Source organism: Fischerella major NIES-592, from assembly GCF_001904645.1.
GTDB classification, from domain to species: domain Bacteria; phylum Cyanobacteriota; class Cyanobacteriia; order Cyanobacteriales; family Nostocaceae; genus Fischerella; species Fischerella thermalis.
Window position 1 is genome coordinate 353,489 of sequence record NZ_MRCA01000005.1, and the last position, 14,935, is coordinate 368,423.

The 14,935-nt window shown below is 41.0% G+C and carries 18 protein-coding genes; 10 read left to right on the forward strand and 8 right to left on the reverse strand.

Annotation, left to right across the window (positions count from 1 at the left end; translation table 11 throughout):
* Positions 1-24 precede the first annotated feature (24 nt).
* Complete coding sequence (gene tftA / locus NIES592_RS12320) at positions 25-1,374, forward strand: hormogonium tapered terminus morphoprotein TftA (protein ID WP_073555886.1); 1,350 nt, start codon at positions 25-27, stop codon at positions 1,372-1,374.
* A gap of 454 nt (positions 1,375-1,828) precedes the next feature.
* Here the strand turns inward: tftA and NIES592_RS12325 are convergent, their stop codons facing one another.
* Positions 1,829-2,143 (reverse strand): hypothetical protein, encoded by a 315-nt coding sequence (locus NIES592_RS12325; RefSeq protein WP_073555887.1) that lies wholly within the window; start codon positions 2,141-2,143, stop codon positions 1,829-1,831.
* A gap of 477 nt (positions 2,144-2,620) precedes the next feature.
* Here NIES592_RS12325 and NIES592_RS12330 point away from each other — a divergent pair, with 477 nt between their 5' ends.
* From NIES592_RS12330 to NIES592_RS12340, 3 genes are all read left to right on the forward strand, one after another.
* Positions 2,621-3,145 carry a COP23 domain-containing protein gene (locus tag NIES592_RS12330; protein ID WP_370745862.1) on the forward strand — a complete coding sequence of 175 codons (525 nt, stop codon included), beginning with the start codon at positions 2,621-2,623 and terminating at the stop codon, positions 3,143-3,145.
* A 433-nt stretch (positions 3,146-3,578) separates the two neighbouring features.
* Entirely contained in the window at positions 3,579-3,866 is a 288-nt protein-coding gene (locus tag NIES592_RS12335) for a hypothetical protein (RefSeq protein ID WP_073555889.1), read from the forward strand.
* On the forward strand, positions 3,863-4,093 hold the full coding sequence (locus NIES592_RS12340; RefSeq protein WP_073555890.1) for a type II toxin-antitoxin system HicB family antitoxin: 231 nt from the start codon (positions 3,863-3,865) through the stop codon (positions 4,091-4,093). Before NIES592_RS12335 ends, NIES592_RS12340 begins: the two co-directional genes overlap by 4 nt.
* Positions 4,094-4,221: 128 nt before the next feature.
* Here the strand turns inward: NIES592_RS12340 and NIES592_RS12345 are convergent, their stop codons facing one another.
* The 3 genes from NIES592_RS12345 to NIES592_RS12355 form a co-directional block, all read right to left on the reverse strand.
* Complete coding sequence (locus tag NIES592_RS12345) at positions 4,222-4,431, reverse strand: type II toxin-antitoxin system HicA family toxin (protein ID WP_062246721.1); 210 nt, start codon at positions 4,429-4,431, stop codon at positions 4,222-4,224.
* On the reverse strand, positions 4,428-4,631 hold the full coding sequence (locus NIES592_RS12350) for a type II toxin-antitoxin system HicB family antitoxin (RefSeq protein ID WP_026723058.1): 204 nt from the start codon (positions 4,629-4,631) through the stop codon (positions 4,428-4,430). Before NIES592_RS12350 ends, NIES592_RS12345 begins: the two co-directional genes overlap by 4 nt.
* An 83-nt stretch (positions 4,632-4,714) precedes the next feature.
* Positions 4,715-5,575: an HIT family protein gene (locus NIES592_RS12355; protein ID WP_073555891.1), complete on the reverse strand. Its 861-nt coding sequence runs from the start codon at positions 5,573-5,575 to the stop codon at positions 4,715-4,717.
* Between the two features lie 25 nt (positions 5,576-5,600).
* Here NIES592_RS12355 and NIES592_RS25140 point away from each other — a divergent pair, with 25 nt between their 5' ends.
* Both NIES592_RS25140 and NIES592_RS12360 read left to right on the forward strand, forming a co-directional pair.
* On the forward strand, positions 5,601-5,750 hold the full coding sequence (locus NIES592_RS25140; RefSeq protein WP_016871874.1) for a hypothetical protein: 150 nt from the start codon (positions 5,601-5,603) through the stop codon (positions 5,748-5,750).
* A 222-nt stretch (positions 5,751-5,972) separates the two neighbouring features.
* The gene (locus NIES592_RS12360) at positions 5,973-7,355 is read left to right on the forward strand and encodes a GTP-binding protein (RefSeq protein ID WP_062246725.1); all 1,383 of its coding nucleotides are present in this window, start codon (positions 5,973-5,975) and stop codon (positions 7,353-7,355) included.
* A 10-nt stretch (positions 7,356-7,365) separates the two neighbouring features.
* Here the strand turns inward: NIES592_RS12360 and NIES592_RS12365 are convergent, their stop codons facing one another.
* Positions 7,366-7,593, reverse strand: coding sequence for a hypothetical protein (locus NIES592_RS12365; protein WP_009453756.1), 228 nt, complete (start codon positions 7,591-7,593; stop codon positions 7,366-7,368).
* A 420-nt stretch (positions 7,594-8,013) separates the two neighbouring features.
* Between NIES592_RS12365 and NIES592_RS12370 the strand changes: the two genes are divergently transcribed.
* Together NIES592_RS12370 and NIES592_RS12375 are read left to right on the forward strand one after the other, a co-directional pair.
* Positions 8,014-9,084: a Photosystem Q(B) protein 1 gene (locus NIES592_RS12370; protein WP_062246727.1), complete on the forward strand. Its 1,071-nt coding sequence runs from the start codon at positions 8,014-8,016 to the stop codon at positions 9,082-9,084.
* A gap of 426 nt (positions 9,085-9,510) precedes the next feature.
* Positions 9,511-9,735, forward strand: coding sequence for a Calvin cycle protein CP12 (locus NIES592_RS12375; RefSeq protein WP_062246729.1), 225 nt, complete (start codon positions 9,511-9,513; stop codon positions 9,733-9,735).
* Here the strand turns inward: NIES592_RS12375 and NIES592_RS12380 are convergent.
* Both NIES592_RS12380 and apcB read right to left on the reverse strand, forming a co-directional pair.
* Positions 9,732-10,568, reverse strand: coding sequence for a TlyA family RNA methyltransferase (locus NIES592_RS12380; protein WP_073555912.1), 837 nt, complete (start codon positions 10,566-10,568; stop codon positions 9,732-9,734). The genes NIES592_RS12375 and NIES592_RS12380 overlap by 4 nt on opposite strands.
* Positions 10,569-10,740: 172 nt before the next feature.
* A complete protein-coding gene (apcB, locus tag NIES592_RS12385) occupies positions 10,741-11,250 on the reverse strand; it encodes an allophycocyanin subunit beta (protein WP_062246731.1) in 510 nt (169 codons plus the stop codon).
* 363 nt (positions 11,251-11,613) lie between these two features.
* On the opposite strand from apcB, the gene glnA reads away from it, so the two are divergent.
* Complete coding sequence (gene glnA / locus NIES592_RS12390) at positions 11,614-13,029, forward strand: type I glutamate--ammonia ligase (protein WP_009453751.1); 1,416 nt, start codon at positions 11,614-11,616, stop codon at positions 13,027-13,029.
* Positions 13,030-13,346: 317 nt separating this feature from the next.
* Here the strand turns inward: glnA and NIES592_RS12395 are convergent, their stop codons facing one another.
* Complete coding sequence (locus tag NIES592_RS12395) at positions 13,347-13,547, reverse strand: hypothetical protein (RefSeq protein ID WP_009453750.1); 201 nt, start codon at positions 13,545-13,547, stop codon at positions 13,347-13,349.
* A gap of 314 nt (positions 13,548-13,861) precedes the next feature.
* Here NIES592_RS12395 and NIES592_RS12400 point away from each other — a divergent pair, with 314 nt between their 5' ends.
* Positions 13,862-14,917, forward strand: a complete 1,056-nt coding sequence (locus tag NIES592_RS12400) for a class I SAM-dependent methyltransferase (protein ID WP_062246733.1) — start codon at positions 13,862-13,864, stop codon at positions 14,915-14,917.
* The last annotated feature ends 18 nt before the right edge of the window (positions 14,918-14,935 follow it).

The following is a 14,935-nucleotide window of genomic DNA, read 5'->3' on the forward strand; positions in this document are numbered from 1 at the left end:
ATTTTATCAGAGGAAATACTGTAAATGGGACGTATTTTTCTTTCCGCAGCCCACGGAGGCAAAGAAACAGGTGGGATTGATCCAGGTTCCGTTGCTGGTGGGACGACAGAAGCCAGAGAAATGATTTTATTGCGCGATTTAATTCTGACAGAACTGAGGGCGCGGAGCTTTGAAGTTTTATCGGTTCCCGATGACTTGAGTGCTAAGCAAACAATCGAATGGATCAATTCTCGTGTGCGTCGCGGTGATGTAGCTCTAGAAATTCATGCTGACGCTGCTAGCAGTCCTTCTGTGCGTGGGGCTAGCGTCTTTTACATTGCCAACAACGATGAACGCAAAAGCAATGCAGAATTGGTATTAATGGGGTTGCTACGTCGTGTGACGCAATTACCTAACCGAGGCGTGAAACCAGATACAAATTCGGGTTTGGGCAGTTTAGCATTTTGTCGCCAAACAAAAGCGCCTGCCTTGTTAATGCAAGTTGGTTTTTTGAGTAATCCAGAAGATCGGGCTTTGCTACAAAACCGCCGCCGTGATTTTGCCTTAGGAATAGCAGATGGACTTGCTGCTTGGAGTCGTGCTGTTGATCCCGGTTCAGGAGGCGGGGAAGCAACATATCCGGCAATTAATATTAACATTAACGGACAAAAATATTCCGAGCAAGGGATATTAGTTGACGGTAATGCTTATATTCCAATTGACTTAGTAGATCGCTTACAAATTGATCTGTCCAAAGCACCCAATGTCCGCCGTATTACCTATCGGCGAATTGTTTATGTCAAAGCAATTGAACTGCGAGAATTTAACGTTTCCATTAGTTGGGATAGTGCGAGTCGTACTGTATCTTTACGTTCCAATTTATTGATTTGCTCTGGACAAATTGACAAAATCATGTCTCATGGTAATGCTTCAGAAGTACAGTTACAGATATTTCTCAAAAATAATAATGAAAATGCTTTAGTGCGGTTTCCTGACATCGCCAAACTCTACCGCGAAGAAGCAGCGATCGAAGGAGTTAACTATGATATAGCTTTCTGCCAAATGTGTGTAGAAACTGGTTTTTTACGCTTTGGCGATGATATCAAACCAGAACAAAATAACTTTGCAGGATTAGGGACAATTGGCGGAGGTAGCCAAGCAGCAACGTTTGAAAGTGCCAGAATTGGGGTCAGGGCGCATGTCCAACACTTGAAAGCTTACGCCAGTTTAGAACCTCTGGTACAGGATGTAGTAGATCCAAGATTTCGCTTCGTCACACGTGGTATCGCCCCCCTAGTAGGTCAATTATCAGGACGGTGGTCAGCAGATTTAAATTATGGTGACAAGATCATGGCAATGCTCAAACGCCTGTATGAATCAGCAGGATTGATGTAGAAGAATTATGAATTATGAATTATGAAAATTTGAGTATGCATTATTTAATGAGAAATTAATTTTGTTGCATAAATTCATTTTATACCAAATTGTGTTTAAAAATCTCACAAGAACAGCCCCTCTCCTTGGTAAAGAGAGGGGTGCCAAAGGCGGGGTGAGGTAATATCTATGAATGCAACTCGGTATTAGGTAACAGTCTACTTGTTTGAGACAAAGCAAATAGCAACACATAACCTAAATACATACGGATGAACTATCTATGTACCCTGCGGGTAGACACGGAGTGGCTTCCGTAGGTAGCCGCCCTTAGGGGCGTCTACATCTGTGTTCATCTGTGTTCATCTGTGTTCGATTTCAAAAATAAAATCATTGTCATCGCTGCAATTTACATTCAGCCTAAACCACAAAATCACCCGTATATAAAATGCGATCTTGAGGACAACTCGTTAATTACTTACTTTTGTTTTTGAAAATATCTGCATATTAATTTACCAGGATCAATGTCATCAAATGGCACAATAGTTCCATCTTCTTCAACTTTATTTTGGTCACGACAATTGTAAACTTCGAGGGATCTTTTGACTCCATCTACACTCACAACTGCCCGATATTCCCAATAATTTTTCGCACTGCGTTTAATATCAATAATGCAAATTTGATGTTCTTGATAATTGCGACAAACAGAAGCCTCAGCAGAAGATACGAAAGAGAAAAAGAGTACTGAAACAAGAAAATAAATGATAAAAGCTGATAAATATTTAATTCGCATGATGCTAAGTGATGCTAAGTATAGATGGTGCCAATAAAGCTTTTGGGGTAGTTTTGTTTACGCAGAAAATTTTTACAAATCAACTAGGATTGGTATATCTTAACTGAGTTTAAGTTTATAGCAATTTTCAACTCAATCAGGTACAAAACCTCACTCCTGCCCCCTCTCCTTAGTAAGGAGAGGGGTGTCCGATAGGACGGGGTGAGGTTTATTTTACTCAAATGCAAACCGCCATATTTACTAAACCTGTGCCTATGATTTTCCGGTCAATCTAATTGATAAAGGACAAGCAAATCAGAACTAGAACAGGCATTTTCAAACTTTCTTTATTCAGAAATCGTATTTTTACTGATATATCTAAGTATAATTCCGAAATTCTACAAATCATATTTGTAGTTGCTTATATTCCAAAAACAGTAAAATCTACGCTTTTTAGCCAATCACGCACTTTTTATGAGCAACAGGTTACTCAGTCCCATGTTGACAAAAGTTGTAAGATTTTGTGGTATTGCTTTGCTGACTACATTGACCACAACAACAATTATCCATCAGCCTAGTTATGCCAGTAGCACAACCTTTTTTTGTGCTAAGAGCAAGGGTGTCCCTGTAACTTATGCGAAAACCCAGAATGGCAGAAGGATACCGATGATTCGTTGGGTTAGCAGTAACTACTTCCCCTCTGATTTGACTCCTTTGGTGCGTTGTCAGCAGGTAGCATACAGATTTCAAAAGAATTATGACAATGGGAGTCTCAAAAATATTATTTCTGGGACACTCCAGAATTATCCTGTAGTTTGTGTTGCTGTGAGTAGAAATGATGATTGCACAAGCGACACTTTGTTGTTCACTCTCAAGCGTGGTGCTAATGCTAGACAGGCTGTGGAAAGCTTATTAAATCGTCATGCTTTAGCGGCTGGGAAAGTACAGCAGCAAAGTGGCGACAATACACAGATTTTAGTTGATTTTAATATTTATCTGAACAGCTTACCAGAGGAACCATAAAACTGAACCTCACCCTCGCTTTTTGCTAGGCAAAAATCTTTCCCTCTCCTTGGCTACCGCCGTGTACACACAAATGATCAAATCACTCCAAACCTCGAAAAACCTCACCCCCAGCCCCTCTCCTTAGTAAGGAGAGGGGTGCCGGAGGCGGGGTGAGGTTGTGATTTTGGGCTTTTCGAGTCAATTTGAATCAGGTTTTTCCGACTTTTGTGTACACCGTAACCTTAGTAAGGAGAGGGGTGCCGGAGGCGGGGTGAGGTTAAATGAGAATTATAAGTAATTATGCGAACTTGATATTAGAACTTGAAATTCCGAGCTTGAAATAAAAAACTTCGAGTTTAGAACCTGAAACTCTAGGTTTGATTTGTCTTAGTAACTTTGTGTATGACGAAAAACAAGATTCCCGACTTCTCAACAGAAGTCGGGAATCTGTGTGTTTGGTGTAGATTGTGCGATCGCACTCACACCCATCAGAAAAGCGATCGCCTGTATTGTTTTAGGTTACCCGAGTGCAATCACATTCTTTGATTTCGCACTAGCAAACAATGAAGTAACTACAATAGCAGTATGTTCTATCATGCTAATCATCCCTGACGAACCTGTTACTATTGCTGGCAAAGATGGAGATGATGCGCAAAGATACTTAGAGAAGCAAGTCAATCGGGTGTTGGAAAAGCTAGAGGAGATAGAAAACCAAAAAGAAATTGAGGAGGAACAATGAACCATCGCTACAGCATGGGAATTCAATGGTCAGACGAGGATGATTGCTACTTAGTACACTTACCCGAATTTCCTTGGCAGCAATTTCATACTCATGGCAAAACTTACGAAGAAGCTGCAAAACACGGACACGAAGTGATTGAGTCTTTAATTGAATGGTATAAAGAGCAGGGAAAGTCTTTACCAGAGGCGATCGCTTTGCCACAAAATCCGTTAAAAGTGGCGTAAACTTTGACTACGTGGAGTACAGGTGATGTCTCTTGACTCGGATTGCGTGTCTACGCACTCACTTCCACAAAATAGCGATCGCCATTTTTGGTTTAGGTAAATACAACCGACCGCTATTCTACAATCAGCTAAATCAAATCTTCCTCTGTTAACTGAGCTATTTTCATTAAAGCTTTTAAAGTTCCAATTTTCAGGTCTTTATTTTTATGAACTGGAATTGAAATTATTTGATTGGTTTCAGGATTTTCATAGATGTGATGACTTCCTGTGACTCTTTGCAATACCCAACCTTTTTGTTCAACAATCTTACACAGCTGCTTACCAGATATAGATTTCATACAGCAATTTCGATTACTTGATCGTTTGCTTCAACCTTATGGCTGCTATTTGCGACTTCAAGCCATCCTTCAATTGCATCTTTCAAGTTAGCTAATACTTCTTCCATCGTGTCACCTTCTGTAATACAACCGGGAAGCGCAGGAACTTCTACCCAGTAGCCACCTTCTTCAGCTGGATGGATAATTGCTTTGATCTTCATACAATGCTGTGTGTTATCTTGAGGCTAATTTAAACTTACTTTTAGTCTATTATTCTAGGCTATATTACTAAAGCGATCGCAAACTATAAATTATTTTTTTTCGGAATCACATTTCTGATACCACCTTTAGCACCAACAGTATCACCTTTGTAACGTGGAATAATATGAATACTGGCGTGCATCATATTTTGGCCTGCATCTCGATTGATGTTCATCCCCACATTAAACCCATCAGGTGCGAATTCTTGGCTGAGAAGTTCTTGCACTTTGTTAACCATCAGCCAACAAGCAGATTGCTCTTTAAAAGGTAGCTCAAAATAATTACTCACATGACGTTTAGGGATAACTAAAACATGACCTTTACTCACAGGATAGCCATCAAACATAGCATAGGCAGTTGCTGATTCTGTAAGTATAGTGAGGTGCTTATTTGGGTTACAAAATAAGCAATAATTAGAAGAATTTCTCTGTAAATTATAATGTCTATACTCGTATATTTCATAAGATTCTTCTAATAATATAGATTTAAAAGGAAGCTTAACAATACATTGATAGGTAGGTTTTCTATGAACATAATGTTCGCGAAAACCTTCTCTTTTGATATCCCTTCTCACAGCATAATAAGCTTTACCTCCTGGTTTCAATAGGTGTGATACTTCCATAAGAACGTTTGCTTGTTCTTCAGGAAATAAAACATTTAAAACATAAATACAAATTATAGTGTCAAACTTTGCCTTCGGGTATTGGGGAAAATAATAAGGGTCATACCCTATAACATCAAATCCTTTTTGTTGCAATAACTTAACATCATTGCCAAAGCCACAACCAAAATCCAGAACTTTACCTTGAAGTAAATTTTTCTCTAATAAAAAACTTGTTGGAACCGATAAATAAACTCTTTCTATTGCTGTAAGATGGCTAAATTGATTAATTTGCTTTTTCATGAAAAAATAAAGCTTTTAGGAAGACTTGCAAGAAGCAACCACAGATTGTAACAGAAATTTCAAGATTGATCCTGACAACAATCTAGAGAATCTCTTAGACTTGGGCAATACTTACTACTGCGATCGCGCTTTTACAGAAACTCAAAATAGCGATCACATTCACTTTGTGTCTTAGAGTCTTAGTGTTTCAACTAATCACCACTCAAACACCAAGCAATATCATAAGACCCCTTGTAAAAATAGTTTTACCCCACCCCAACCCTAAGCGAAATCAGGGGGGTGATAAACACCGATGGACACAGATAGATTACCCGCTACGTATTTTTGGGAAAATGAATAAGTAAGCTGTAAACTTAACTTCCCAATATAAAATCTAAAATCTAAAATTGGAATAGCCTTGACTCAACCTCAGCAAGTGCCAAAAAACCCACAAGAAACTCATCTCAACCGCGCTCGTGCTAGCATCAGACAAGCCCTGTCTTGGTATAGCAATCTCCGCAAACCCGGACAAGCATCCGCAAACCCAAAATTAGCAGGTTTGGTAAAACCAGAATTAGAAGTTTTAACTGCTAGCCTCAACAAACTAGACCATAATGTAATTGTCATTGCCGCCTTTGGTTTGGTGAGTCGTGGTAAGTCGGCAGTGTTAAATGCCTTACTAGGACAAAAAATTCTCCAAACAGGGCCTCTACACGGTGTAACTCAGTATCCCCGTTCTGTACGTTGGAATCTTGGTGATAAAGCACAGGTGGAATTAATTGATACACCAGGGCTAGATGAAATTGCTGGAGAAGCGCGATCGCAAATGGCCAAAGATGTGGCGCGTCAAGCAGATTTGATTTTGTTTGTGGTCGCTGGCGATATTACTCGCACCGAATATCAGGCTTTGTGCGAATTACGACAGGCGCAAAAACCGCTGATTCTCGTGTTTAACAAAATAGACTTGTATCCAGATACAGACCGAGAAAAGATTTACAAAAATTTACAACAACTCGGTGCAGGTAGTATCCAAGCCAAACCCTTACAACCCGATGAAATTGTCATGATTGCGGCGGAACCAGCACCTGTAGAAGTACGGGTTGAGTGGCCAGATGGGAAGGTAACTTATGAATGGGAGACACCACCCCCCCAAATAGACGAACTCAAACAGACTCTTCTGAAAATTCTCAACCGAGAAGGGCGATCGCTAATTGCTTTAAATGCACTTATCCAAGCGCGAGACGCGGAAGAAGCGATCGCATTCAAAACTATCGATGTACGTCAACAAGAAGCAGAAGCATTAATTTGGCAATTTACCAAATATAAAGCTGTTGCTGTCGGGTTAAATCCCATCGCTTTTTTAGATGTCTTAGGTGGAACTGTCGCCGACTTAGCCTTAATTCGTTCCTTAGCCAGGTTGTATGGTTTGCCTATGACTGGCTACGAAGCCGGGAGACTATTAAAAACAATTTTATTCAGTTCTGGTGGTTTATTACTAGGGGAATTAGGTAGCAGCTTGATTTTAGGCTTAGGTAAAAGTACGGCAGCCATTGCCAGTGGTGACAATCCTAGCAATATAACAGCCTTTGCTGGGAGTGCGATCGCTCAAGCAGGGATCGCAGGTTATGGAGCCTATGCAGTCGGTAAAGCTGCCCAAGTATACCTAGAAAAAGGTTGCACCTGGGGACAACTAGGTGCTAGCACCGTAATCACAGAAATTTTGGCTGAGGTAGAATCAAATACAATTCTGTATCGTTTGCGGCAGGAATTGGAACGCAATCTGGGTATGGCAGATGACTAAACTTTAAGCATCATAAACGCTTATGTTCTCTTAAAAGTGAAGTCAAGTGCTTGTAGCGCTTGTATTGTCTTAACCACTCTCTACAAACTTCTTCGGCAATTTGTATCTCTTTCTCACTCAACAGTTCATCTGGTTTTCCAGACGCTAAAATATGAGCGACTTGAGCAGCCCTTTGGTAATCGACACCATACTTAACTAGTTGTGTATGAAAAAATTCCTCTATCTCCTTAGAATACATTTTTGAACAGTAAATCCAATTTTAAGCTTTTTATATAATTTCTAAAATTTATGAACTAATCACTTCCTACTTTAGGTAGATTCAATAATTATTTCCAATTTTCTTTATATTTTCTGCGTAGAGTAAGTAATAGCGCATTCTACAACTACCAAAGCGCCTAACACACTGCTAAGTAAACATCCACAAAAGATTGCAAAGATATTTAACTCATTAGTAAGCATTACTGATATATTTTCTAGAATATATAGAGATCCTTAAGAGATTTATTAACTCTTCAACTCAACAATTAAAACACTAACAGCTACCAGATTTTCCAACTACGAAATATACAGAGTTAACTGCATAAAAAACTGAAATCATGCGCGTTTAACTGATTTTCAACAATTAATGCACATTCTCTTTTTAGAGGAGGCATAAACGATGACGACTATTGTTCAACGTCGAAAAGAATTTGATTTTTCCAATCTCTGGGATCAATTTTGCGCGTGGATTACCAGCACTAATAACCGGATTTATATCGGCTGGTTTGGTGTGCTGATGATTCCTACTTTACTAGCTGCTACTATCTGTTTCATTCTCGCTTTGATCGCTGCTCCTAGCGTAGATATGGAAGGTATTAGAGAGCCAATAAAAGGTTCTTTGATGGATGGTAACAATTTGATTACAGCCGCTGTTGTGCCAACTTCTGCGGCGATTGGCTTGCATTTGTATCCAATTTGGGAAGCTGCTTCCTTAGATGAATGGCTTTATAACGGCGGTCCCTATCAATTGATAGTGCTACACTTCCTAATTGGTATCTGGTGCTACTTGGGAAGACTTTGGGAACTGAGTTATCGTTTGGGGGCCCGTCCTTGGATCGCTGTTGCCTTTTCTGCACCAGTCGCCGCCGCCACAGCCATTTTGCTAGTTTATCCCATTGGTCAAGGTAGCTTTGCTGATGGTCTACCCTTGGGAATTGCAGGGACATTCCACTTTATGATGGCCGTGCAAGCAAATCACAATATCCTGATGCATCCCTTCCACATGTTGGGTGTTGCTGGAGTCTTTGGCGGCGCACTTTTCAGCGCCTTGCATGGTTCGTTAGTTACCTCAACGCTGATTCGCAGTACCGACGAAAATGAATCGATCAATGCTGGGTATCGACTTGGTCAAGGGAAAGTGACCTACAACTACCTAGCAAGTCACTATGGTTTCTTGGGTCGCCTACTGATTCCACCTCTTGCTAGTCGAAATCACCGTACTTTCCATTTCCTACTTGCTGCTTTGCCAACAATAGGTATTTGGTTTGCTGCACTGGGTGTTTGTTCTGTAGCCTTCAACCTGAACGGATTTAACTTCAATCACTCTATCTTAGATAGTCGGGGTGCAGTGATTCCTACAGATGCTGATATCCTCAATCGAGCCAATCTAGGCTTACAAGCTATGTACGCTCCCAATACCCATAATTTTCCACCGATTCTGTCTAGCGGTACACCAATTTCAGTAAGTTGAAGAATTGAAGAAGGCAGAAGCTAGGAGACAGAAGGGTTAATAAAAAGTTTCGTGATTAAAATCCGCCCTTGGATTGGATTTTATAAGGGCGGTTTTTTCAATCAACCCAAGATGTATTCATAATATAGGGCTTTGCGTGTGAGTAGAATACACCTCACCCCAGCCCCTCTCCTTGTCAAGGAGAGGGGTGCCCAATAGGGCGGGGTGAGGTTTTGTACTTCACGCTTGTCAAAAATCACTTTAATTTAATAGATTTGTTACTTATAAATCCACCAAAAGTTTATTAAATCTAATCAGTTTTATAAAATTTTATGTAGTGAAAAATATTACTACTGCACTTTTTTATTTTGTCTATCTACGCTATAAATAAAGGCTCAAGAAGCAATAAGCTCTTAGTCATATTGTGCAGTACAAAAAGGGTAAATTATGACATCACAAACTTTAGATATCTTTCAAGCTCTTGATAAAGCTCGTGCGATTTGTAACCAAGAAGGAACTAACTCAAATGAATGTATTTTAGCCTGGGAAATAGTTGAAAAACTAAGAGCAGAGCAATCTCACCAGCAACAAATTACAAAACGTAAAACAGACCTAGAACGCTACTGTGAAATTCATCCAGAAGCCATTGAGTGTCGTATTTATGACATTTAGCTTTCTCTAAAATCAACAACAGCAGATTTTGTAAGTTCCTGAATAGCTTCTAAATTTGGCGGTGCTATCTCACTATCCATTCCCAACCACAAAAGATACTCAATATTTCCAGCCGGACCAGTTACAGGCGACCAAGTTAGACCTTTGTAATGCCATCCCAACTCAACAGCTGCTTGTAACACCTGAGCGATCGCATCAGCATGGTCTTTGGGATCACGTACCACCCCTTTTTTACCGACACGACTTTTCCCGACTTCAAATTGAGGTTTCACCAAGAAAACCGCCTCACGCTGAGGTTGAGTTAATCGCCACAAAGCAGGTAAAACTTTCGTTAGCGAAATAAACGAAACATCCACTACAATCAAATCAGCATAACCCTCCCCCGTTTCTGCTAAGGGGGATACACCATACAACTCATCAGGCGTAAGATAGCGTAAATTCGTACGTTCTTTCAAAATAACCCGTGGGTCATTACGTAACTTCCAGTCAACTTGTCCGTAACCAACATCAACACCATAAACTAACTTTGCCCCAGCTTGCAGGAGACAATCAGTAAAACCTCCTGTAGAAATGCCACCATCTAAACAAACACGACCTTCTACAGTGATAGCAAACTCTTGTAGCGCTTTGGCAAGTTTTTCGCCCCCACGAGAAACAAAACGCGATCGCTCCTTAACCTTAACCGCAGCAGCAACCTCAACCTCTGTCCCCGGCTTATCAATAAGCTTACCATCAACAGTCACTTCCCCCGCTTGAATTAGCCGTTGTGCTTGCTGCCTAGAAGAACACAACTCAAGCTCTACCAATAAAACATCCAATCTCTTCTTTGCCAATCTTCCCTTTGCGTCCTTCGTGCCTTTGTGGTTCATATAAAAAACTAACCTCCCAGATCTGAACTTTGCTAACACAACATCCCATAAGAGTGTGCTGACAAAGCTCCAACCTCAGGAGGCCAACTCTATCTTAGACCAATCAAGCAGGCAAAAAGCCTGCTTTACTGAAGGACTAAATATCCTTCTCGCTCAACTCGCTGGTCATGTAGTCAAACGGCTCATCTACAAAGCTAGCACCACTAACACCAGCTTCTGCCAATTGCTGCTTGACAATATCCTTCATAATTTGGATACCACGAACTGTAGGCCCAATCGGAACACCCAAAGAATTGTAAGTTTCTCGCAAACCTTGCAGCACGCGCTCATCCAGTACATCCATACTGCCAGCAACGATCGCATAAGTAGCATAGCGCAGGTAGTAATCCATATCCCGCAGACAAGCCGCATACCGTCGGGTAGTGTAAGCATTACCGCCAGGACGAATCAACTCTGGCTGTTCATCAAATAATTGCGAGCCAGCCTGCTTGACAATTGCTGCCGCATTTGCATTAATAGCTCCTGCGGCTTGTACTCGTGCTGTCCCACTTTCAAAATAGGACTTGAGACTATCGATCGCATTCCGGTCAAAATACCGCCCAGCAACGTCATAATTCTTAATTAAACTTGTGACTGCATCCCGCATTCTTTTATCTCCCAATCATTCCTATTTATGGTTTGATATTTATTTGACTGCTTTTGCAAGCGGCTAATTTTTGTGCCAATGAATATTAAAAGAAGCTCAAGCACAAAAACAATGTATGCGCTACTTAAAGGATTCTATGCCAAAGTTGACCTCGTGAGATGAACTGTCAAGTTTTGTAGAGTTTGTTCGGCAAAAGTGAACATAACCTACAAACATGATATTCTGTAACAAAAAATACAAAATATCTCAATTTTATATCCTTAGGATATTCCAGGTGTCTTTAATGATTTGGGTTCATCAAGCAAGGTCAGCGTGCATTAACATTGTGGTTTACTGTACTAAATTGGCGGAGAAGGAGTAACCATGACAACCCCACAAGACGTCCTGAAGATGATTCGGGACAACAACATTCAGATGATCGATCTGAAATTCATCGATATGCCAGGGATATGGCAGCACCTGACAGTGTTTCACAACCAAATCGATGAAAGTAGCTTCACAGACGGCGTACCCTTCGATGGTTCCAGTATCCGGGGTTGGAAAGCTATTAACGAATCAGACATGGCAATGGTCCTCGATCCAAACACTGCCTGGATCGATCCATTCATGAAAGAACCGACTCTTAGTATCATTTGTAGTATTAAGGAACCCCGTACGGGCGAATGGTACAGTCGTTGTCCGCGTGTGATTGCCCAGAAAGCAGTAGATTATCTGGTTTCCTCTGGTGTTGGCGATACAGCCTTCTTTGGTCCAGAAGCTGAGTTCTTCATCTTTGATGATGTCCGCTTTGACCAAAACTCCCACGAAGGCTATTACCACGTAGATTCAATAGAAGGTCGTTGGAATTCCGGTAAATCAGAAGGCCCCAACCTGGGTTACAAACCCCGCTACAAAGAGGGTTACTTCCCAGTACCTCCCACCGATACCTTCCAAGATATTCGTACAGAAATGCTGCTGACAATGGCAAAATGCGGTGTGCCTATTGAAAAGCAGCACCACGAAGTCGCTACTGGCGGTCAGTGCGAACTTGGTTTCCGCTTTGGTAAGTTAATTGAAGCTGCCGACTGGCTGATGACTTACAAATACGTCATCAAGAATGTAGCCAGGAAATACGGTAAAACTGTCACCTTCATGCCTAAGCCTGTTTTCCAAGACAATGGTTCTGGGATGCACACCCACCAGTCTATTTGGAAAGACGGTCAACCCCTGTTCGCAGGTGACAAATACGCTGGTTTGAGTGAAACAGCGTTACATTACATTGGTGGCATTCTCAAACACGCGCCAGCACTGTTGGCTATTACCAACCCCACTACTAACTCCTACAAGCGCCTAGTACCCGGTTATGAAGCACCAGTTAACTTGGCTTACTCCCAAGGTAATCGTTCTGCTTCTATTCGTATTCCTCTGTCTGGTACTAACCCCAAAGCCAAGCGCTTAGAGTTCCGTTGTCCTGATGCGACTTCTAACCCCTACTTGGCATTTGCTGCCATGCTGTGTGCCGGTTTAGATGGAATCAAGAACAAAATTGATCCTGGTGAACCTCTGGATAAGAACATTTATGAACTTTCACCAGAAGAACTGGCAAAAGTTCCCTCCACTCCTGGTTCTTTAGAATTAGCATTGGAAGCACTAGAGAAAGATCATGCTTTCTTGACCGAACCTGGTGTATTCACCGAAGACTTCATTGAAACCTGGATTTCTTACAAGCTGGACAATGAAGTTAACCCAATGCGTCTACGTCCTCATCCTTACGAATTTGCTCTTTACTATGATTGCTAATTTGAAAGGGTTAGTAGTTAGTAGTTAGTAGTTAGTGGGTATCGGTTGCTCATCTGCTGTTAACTACCTATCTAATGATTTTCTATTTAACCAAACTTAGCTATTTGAGAGCATTAATTTAGCCACCTTTATTTGGTGGCTTTTTTTATTTTTAATAGCTATTTGTTGGTTTTTGTTCATTAGTCTTTACCAGCCCTTCGTTTTTGTCAGTCGTACCCTACAGCCGGGGGGAGTTTGGGCGTCTACATGAGGGAAACGCCCTATAAGTGCGCGCTGACTCACCACTAACTACTAAACCACCAACTACCAACAATTATTTAACTCATCGCAGCATTACTGCGGTCATAAGTCATACGAGCATTGGGGTCTATTTTTCCTTGAGTCGGGTTCCAATAGTGAGACACTTCTCCAGGAAGACCCAATTCTTCCCCTGTACGTTCTAGCATCGATTGTTGCCGATTTTTGATCAGCTGATAATGACGCACCATTAAAGCACGAGCTTTGTCTTGGGTAGACATACCAGAGTCCTCCCTGTAGTTTTATTTGATTGATTTGTTTGTCTCCATTAATAAGATAACAGGAAAATTCTGTATATTAAGTTACAGAATGATACATTTTTACAAAACTTAATATTTGAGTGACTGCTAAGGGCAAGAGGAAAAATCTTATTACTGTTGCTTCATTTTCGTTGCCCGTGAATCTTTGCCCACCCCACTGAGTATTGGTTAATGAGAAAAATTCTGGTGAATAGATCATTCCCAAGATTAATGAATTCATAGTTACAATTATTTAAGTTACATAAATAAAAATAAATAAAAGCCTAGCCATTCACATGTCCGACACATTAACGAAGCTGACTTATCAAACTTTTCAGCAAGGCAAAAACTACTTTGGTTTGGCTCATAAAACATTGAGCACACGGTTGTTGAATTTCATCTCTCCTGTGGAGCAACAAACCAAACCCATTCCAACTGAAATTTTACCTAAACTTCAACAAAGACTGGATAATCTACTGGAAATTGATTGGCAAGATGCAGAGCGGGGTGTCTATCCTACGAGCTTGCTATTTGATAATCCTTGGCAGGACTTTTTCCAATACTATCCAGTAGTATGCCTAGATTTATTCCAAATGTGGGAGCGGGCTAAGCAGAAGAGGTATCAAGACTTTCCCCCAAATGTGGAAACTTCTGCTTATCCCAGCTACTATGTACAAAATTTCCATCACCAGACTGATGGCTACTTGAGTGACTTGTCAGCCAATCTCTACGATTTGCAGGTAGAAATTCTGTTCGGCGGTACAGCCGATCCAATGCGACGGCGAATTCTTGCACCCCTCAAAGAAGGACTAAAATTTTTTGCTGATACATCAACCCAGCAAGTACGTATTTTAGATGTAGCTTGTGGAACGGGTCGAACTTTGAAGATGATTCGTGCAGCTTTACCGCAAGCATCCCTGTTTGGTACGGATTTGTCACCAGCTTATTTGCGAAAGGCAAATGAGTTGTTAAGCCAAATCCCAGGAGAGTTACCACAGCTATTGCAAGCAAATGCTGAAGAATTACCCTATCTGGATAATTATTTTCATGCAGTGACTTCTGTGTTTCTTTTTCACGAGTTACCCGCAGGAGTACGCCAGCGAGTCATTGAACAATGCTATCGGGTAACAAAACCAGGAGGGGTATTCATAATTTGTGACTCTATTCAAATGAGCGATTCCCCAGAAATGGAACCTCTGATGGAGAACTTCCACGAGATTTACCATGAACCCTACTATAAGCATTACATGACTGATGATTTAGTAGAGCGTTTAGAAAAAGCGGGTTTTGAGAATGTTAAAGTGCAAGTTCATTTCATGAGTAAATATTTGATTGCTCACAAGCCAGTTTAATCTATCCCCTTTGGGGCG

Coding starts and splice junctions, on each gene's coding strand:
- tftA (WP_073555886.1), top strand. CDS start 25: ATGGGACGTATTTTTCTTTCCGCAGCCCACGGAGGCAAAGAAACAGGT.
- NIES592_RS12325 (WP_073555887.1), bottom strand. CDS start 2,143: ATGCGAATTAAATATTTATCAGCTTTTATCATTTATTTTCTTGTTTCA.
- NIES592_RS12330 (WP_370745862.1), top strand. CDS start 2,621: ATGTTGACAAAAGTTGTAAGATTTTGTGGTATTGCTTTGCTGACTACA.
- NIES592_RS12340 (WP_073555890.1), top strand. CDS start 3,863: ATGAACCATCGCTACAGCATGGGAATTCAATGGTCAGACGAGGATGAT.
- NIES592_RS12345 (WP_062246721.1), bottom strand. CDS start 4,431: ATGAAATCTATATCTGGTAAGCAGCTGTGTAAGATTGTTGAACAAAAA.
- NIES592_RS12350 (WP_026723058.1), bottom strand. CDS start 4,631: ATGAAGATCAAAGCAATTATCCATCCAGCTGAAGAAGGTGGCTACTGG.
- NIES592_RS12355 (WP_073555891.1), bottom strand. CDS start 5,575: ATGAAAAAGCAAATTAATCAATTTAGCCATCTTACAGCAATAGAAAGA.
- NIES592_RS12365 (WP_009453756.1), bottom strand. CDS start 7,593: ATGTATTCTAAGGAGATAGAGGAATTTTTTCATACACAACTAGTTAAG.
- NIES592_RS12370 (WP_062246727.1), top strand. CDS start 8,014: ATGACGACTATTGTTCAACGTCGAAAAGAATTTGATTTTTCCAATCTC.
- NIES592_RS12375 (WP_062246729.1), top strand. CDS start 9,511: ATGACATCACAAACTTTAGATATCTTTCAAGCTCTTGATAAAGCTCGT.
- apcB (WP_062246731.1), bottom strand. CDS start 11,250: ATGCGGGATGCAGTCACAAGTTTAATTAAGAATTATGACGTTGCTGGG.
- glnA (WP_009453751.1), top strand. CDS start 11,614: ATGACAACCCCACAAGACGTCCTGAAGATGATTCGGGACAACAACATT.
- NIES592_RS12395 (WP_009453750.1), bottom strand. CDS start 13,547: ATGTCTACCCAAGACAAAGCTCGTGCTTTAATGGTGCGTCATTATCAG.
- NIES592_RS12400 (WP_062246733.1), top strand. CDS start 13,862: ATGTCCGACACATTAACGAAGCTGACTTATCAAACTTTTCAGCAAGGC.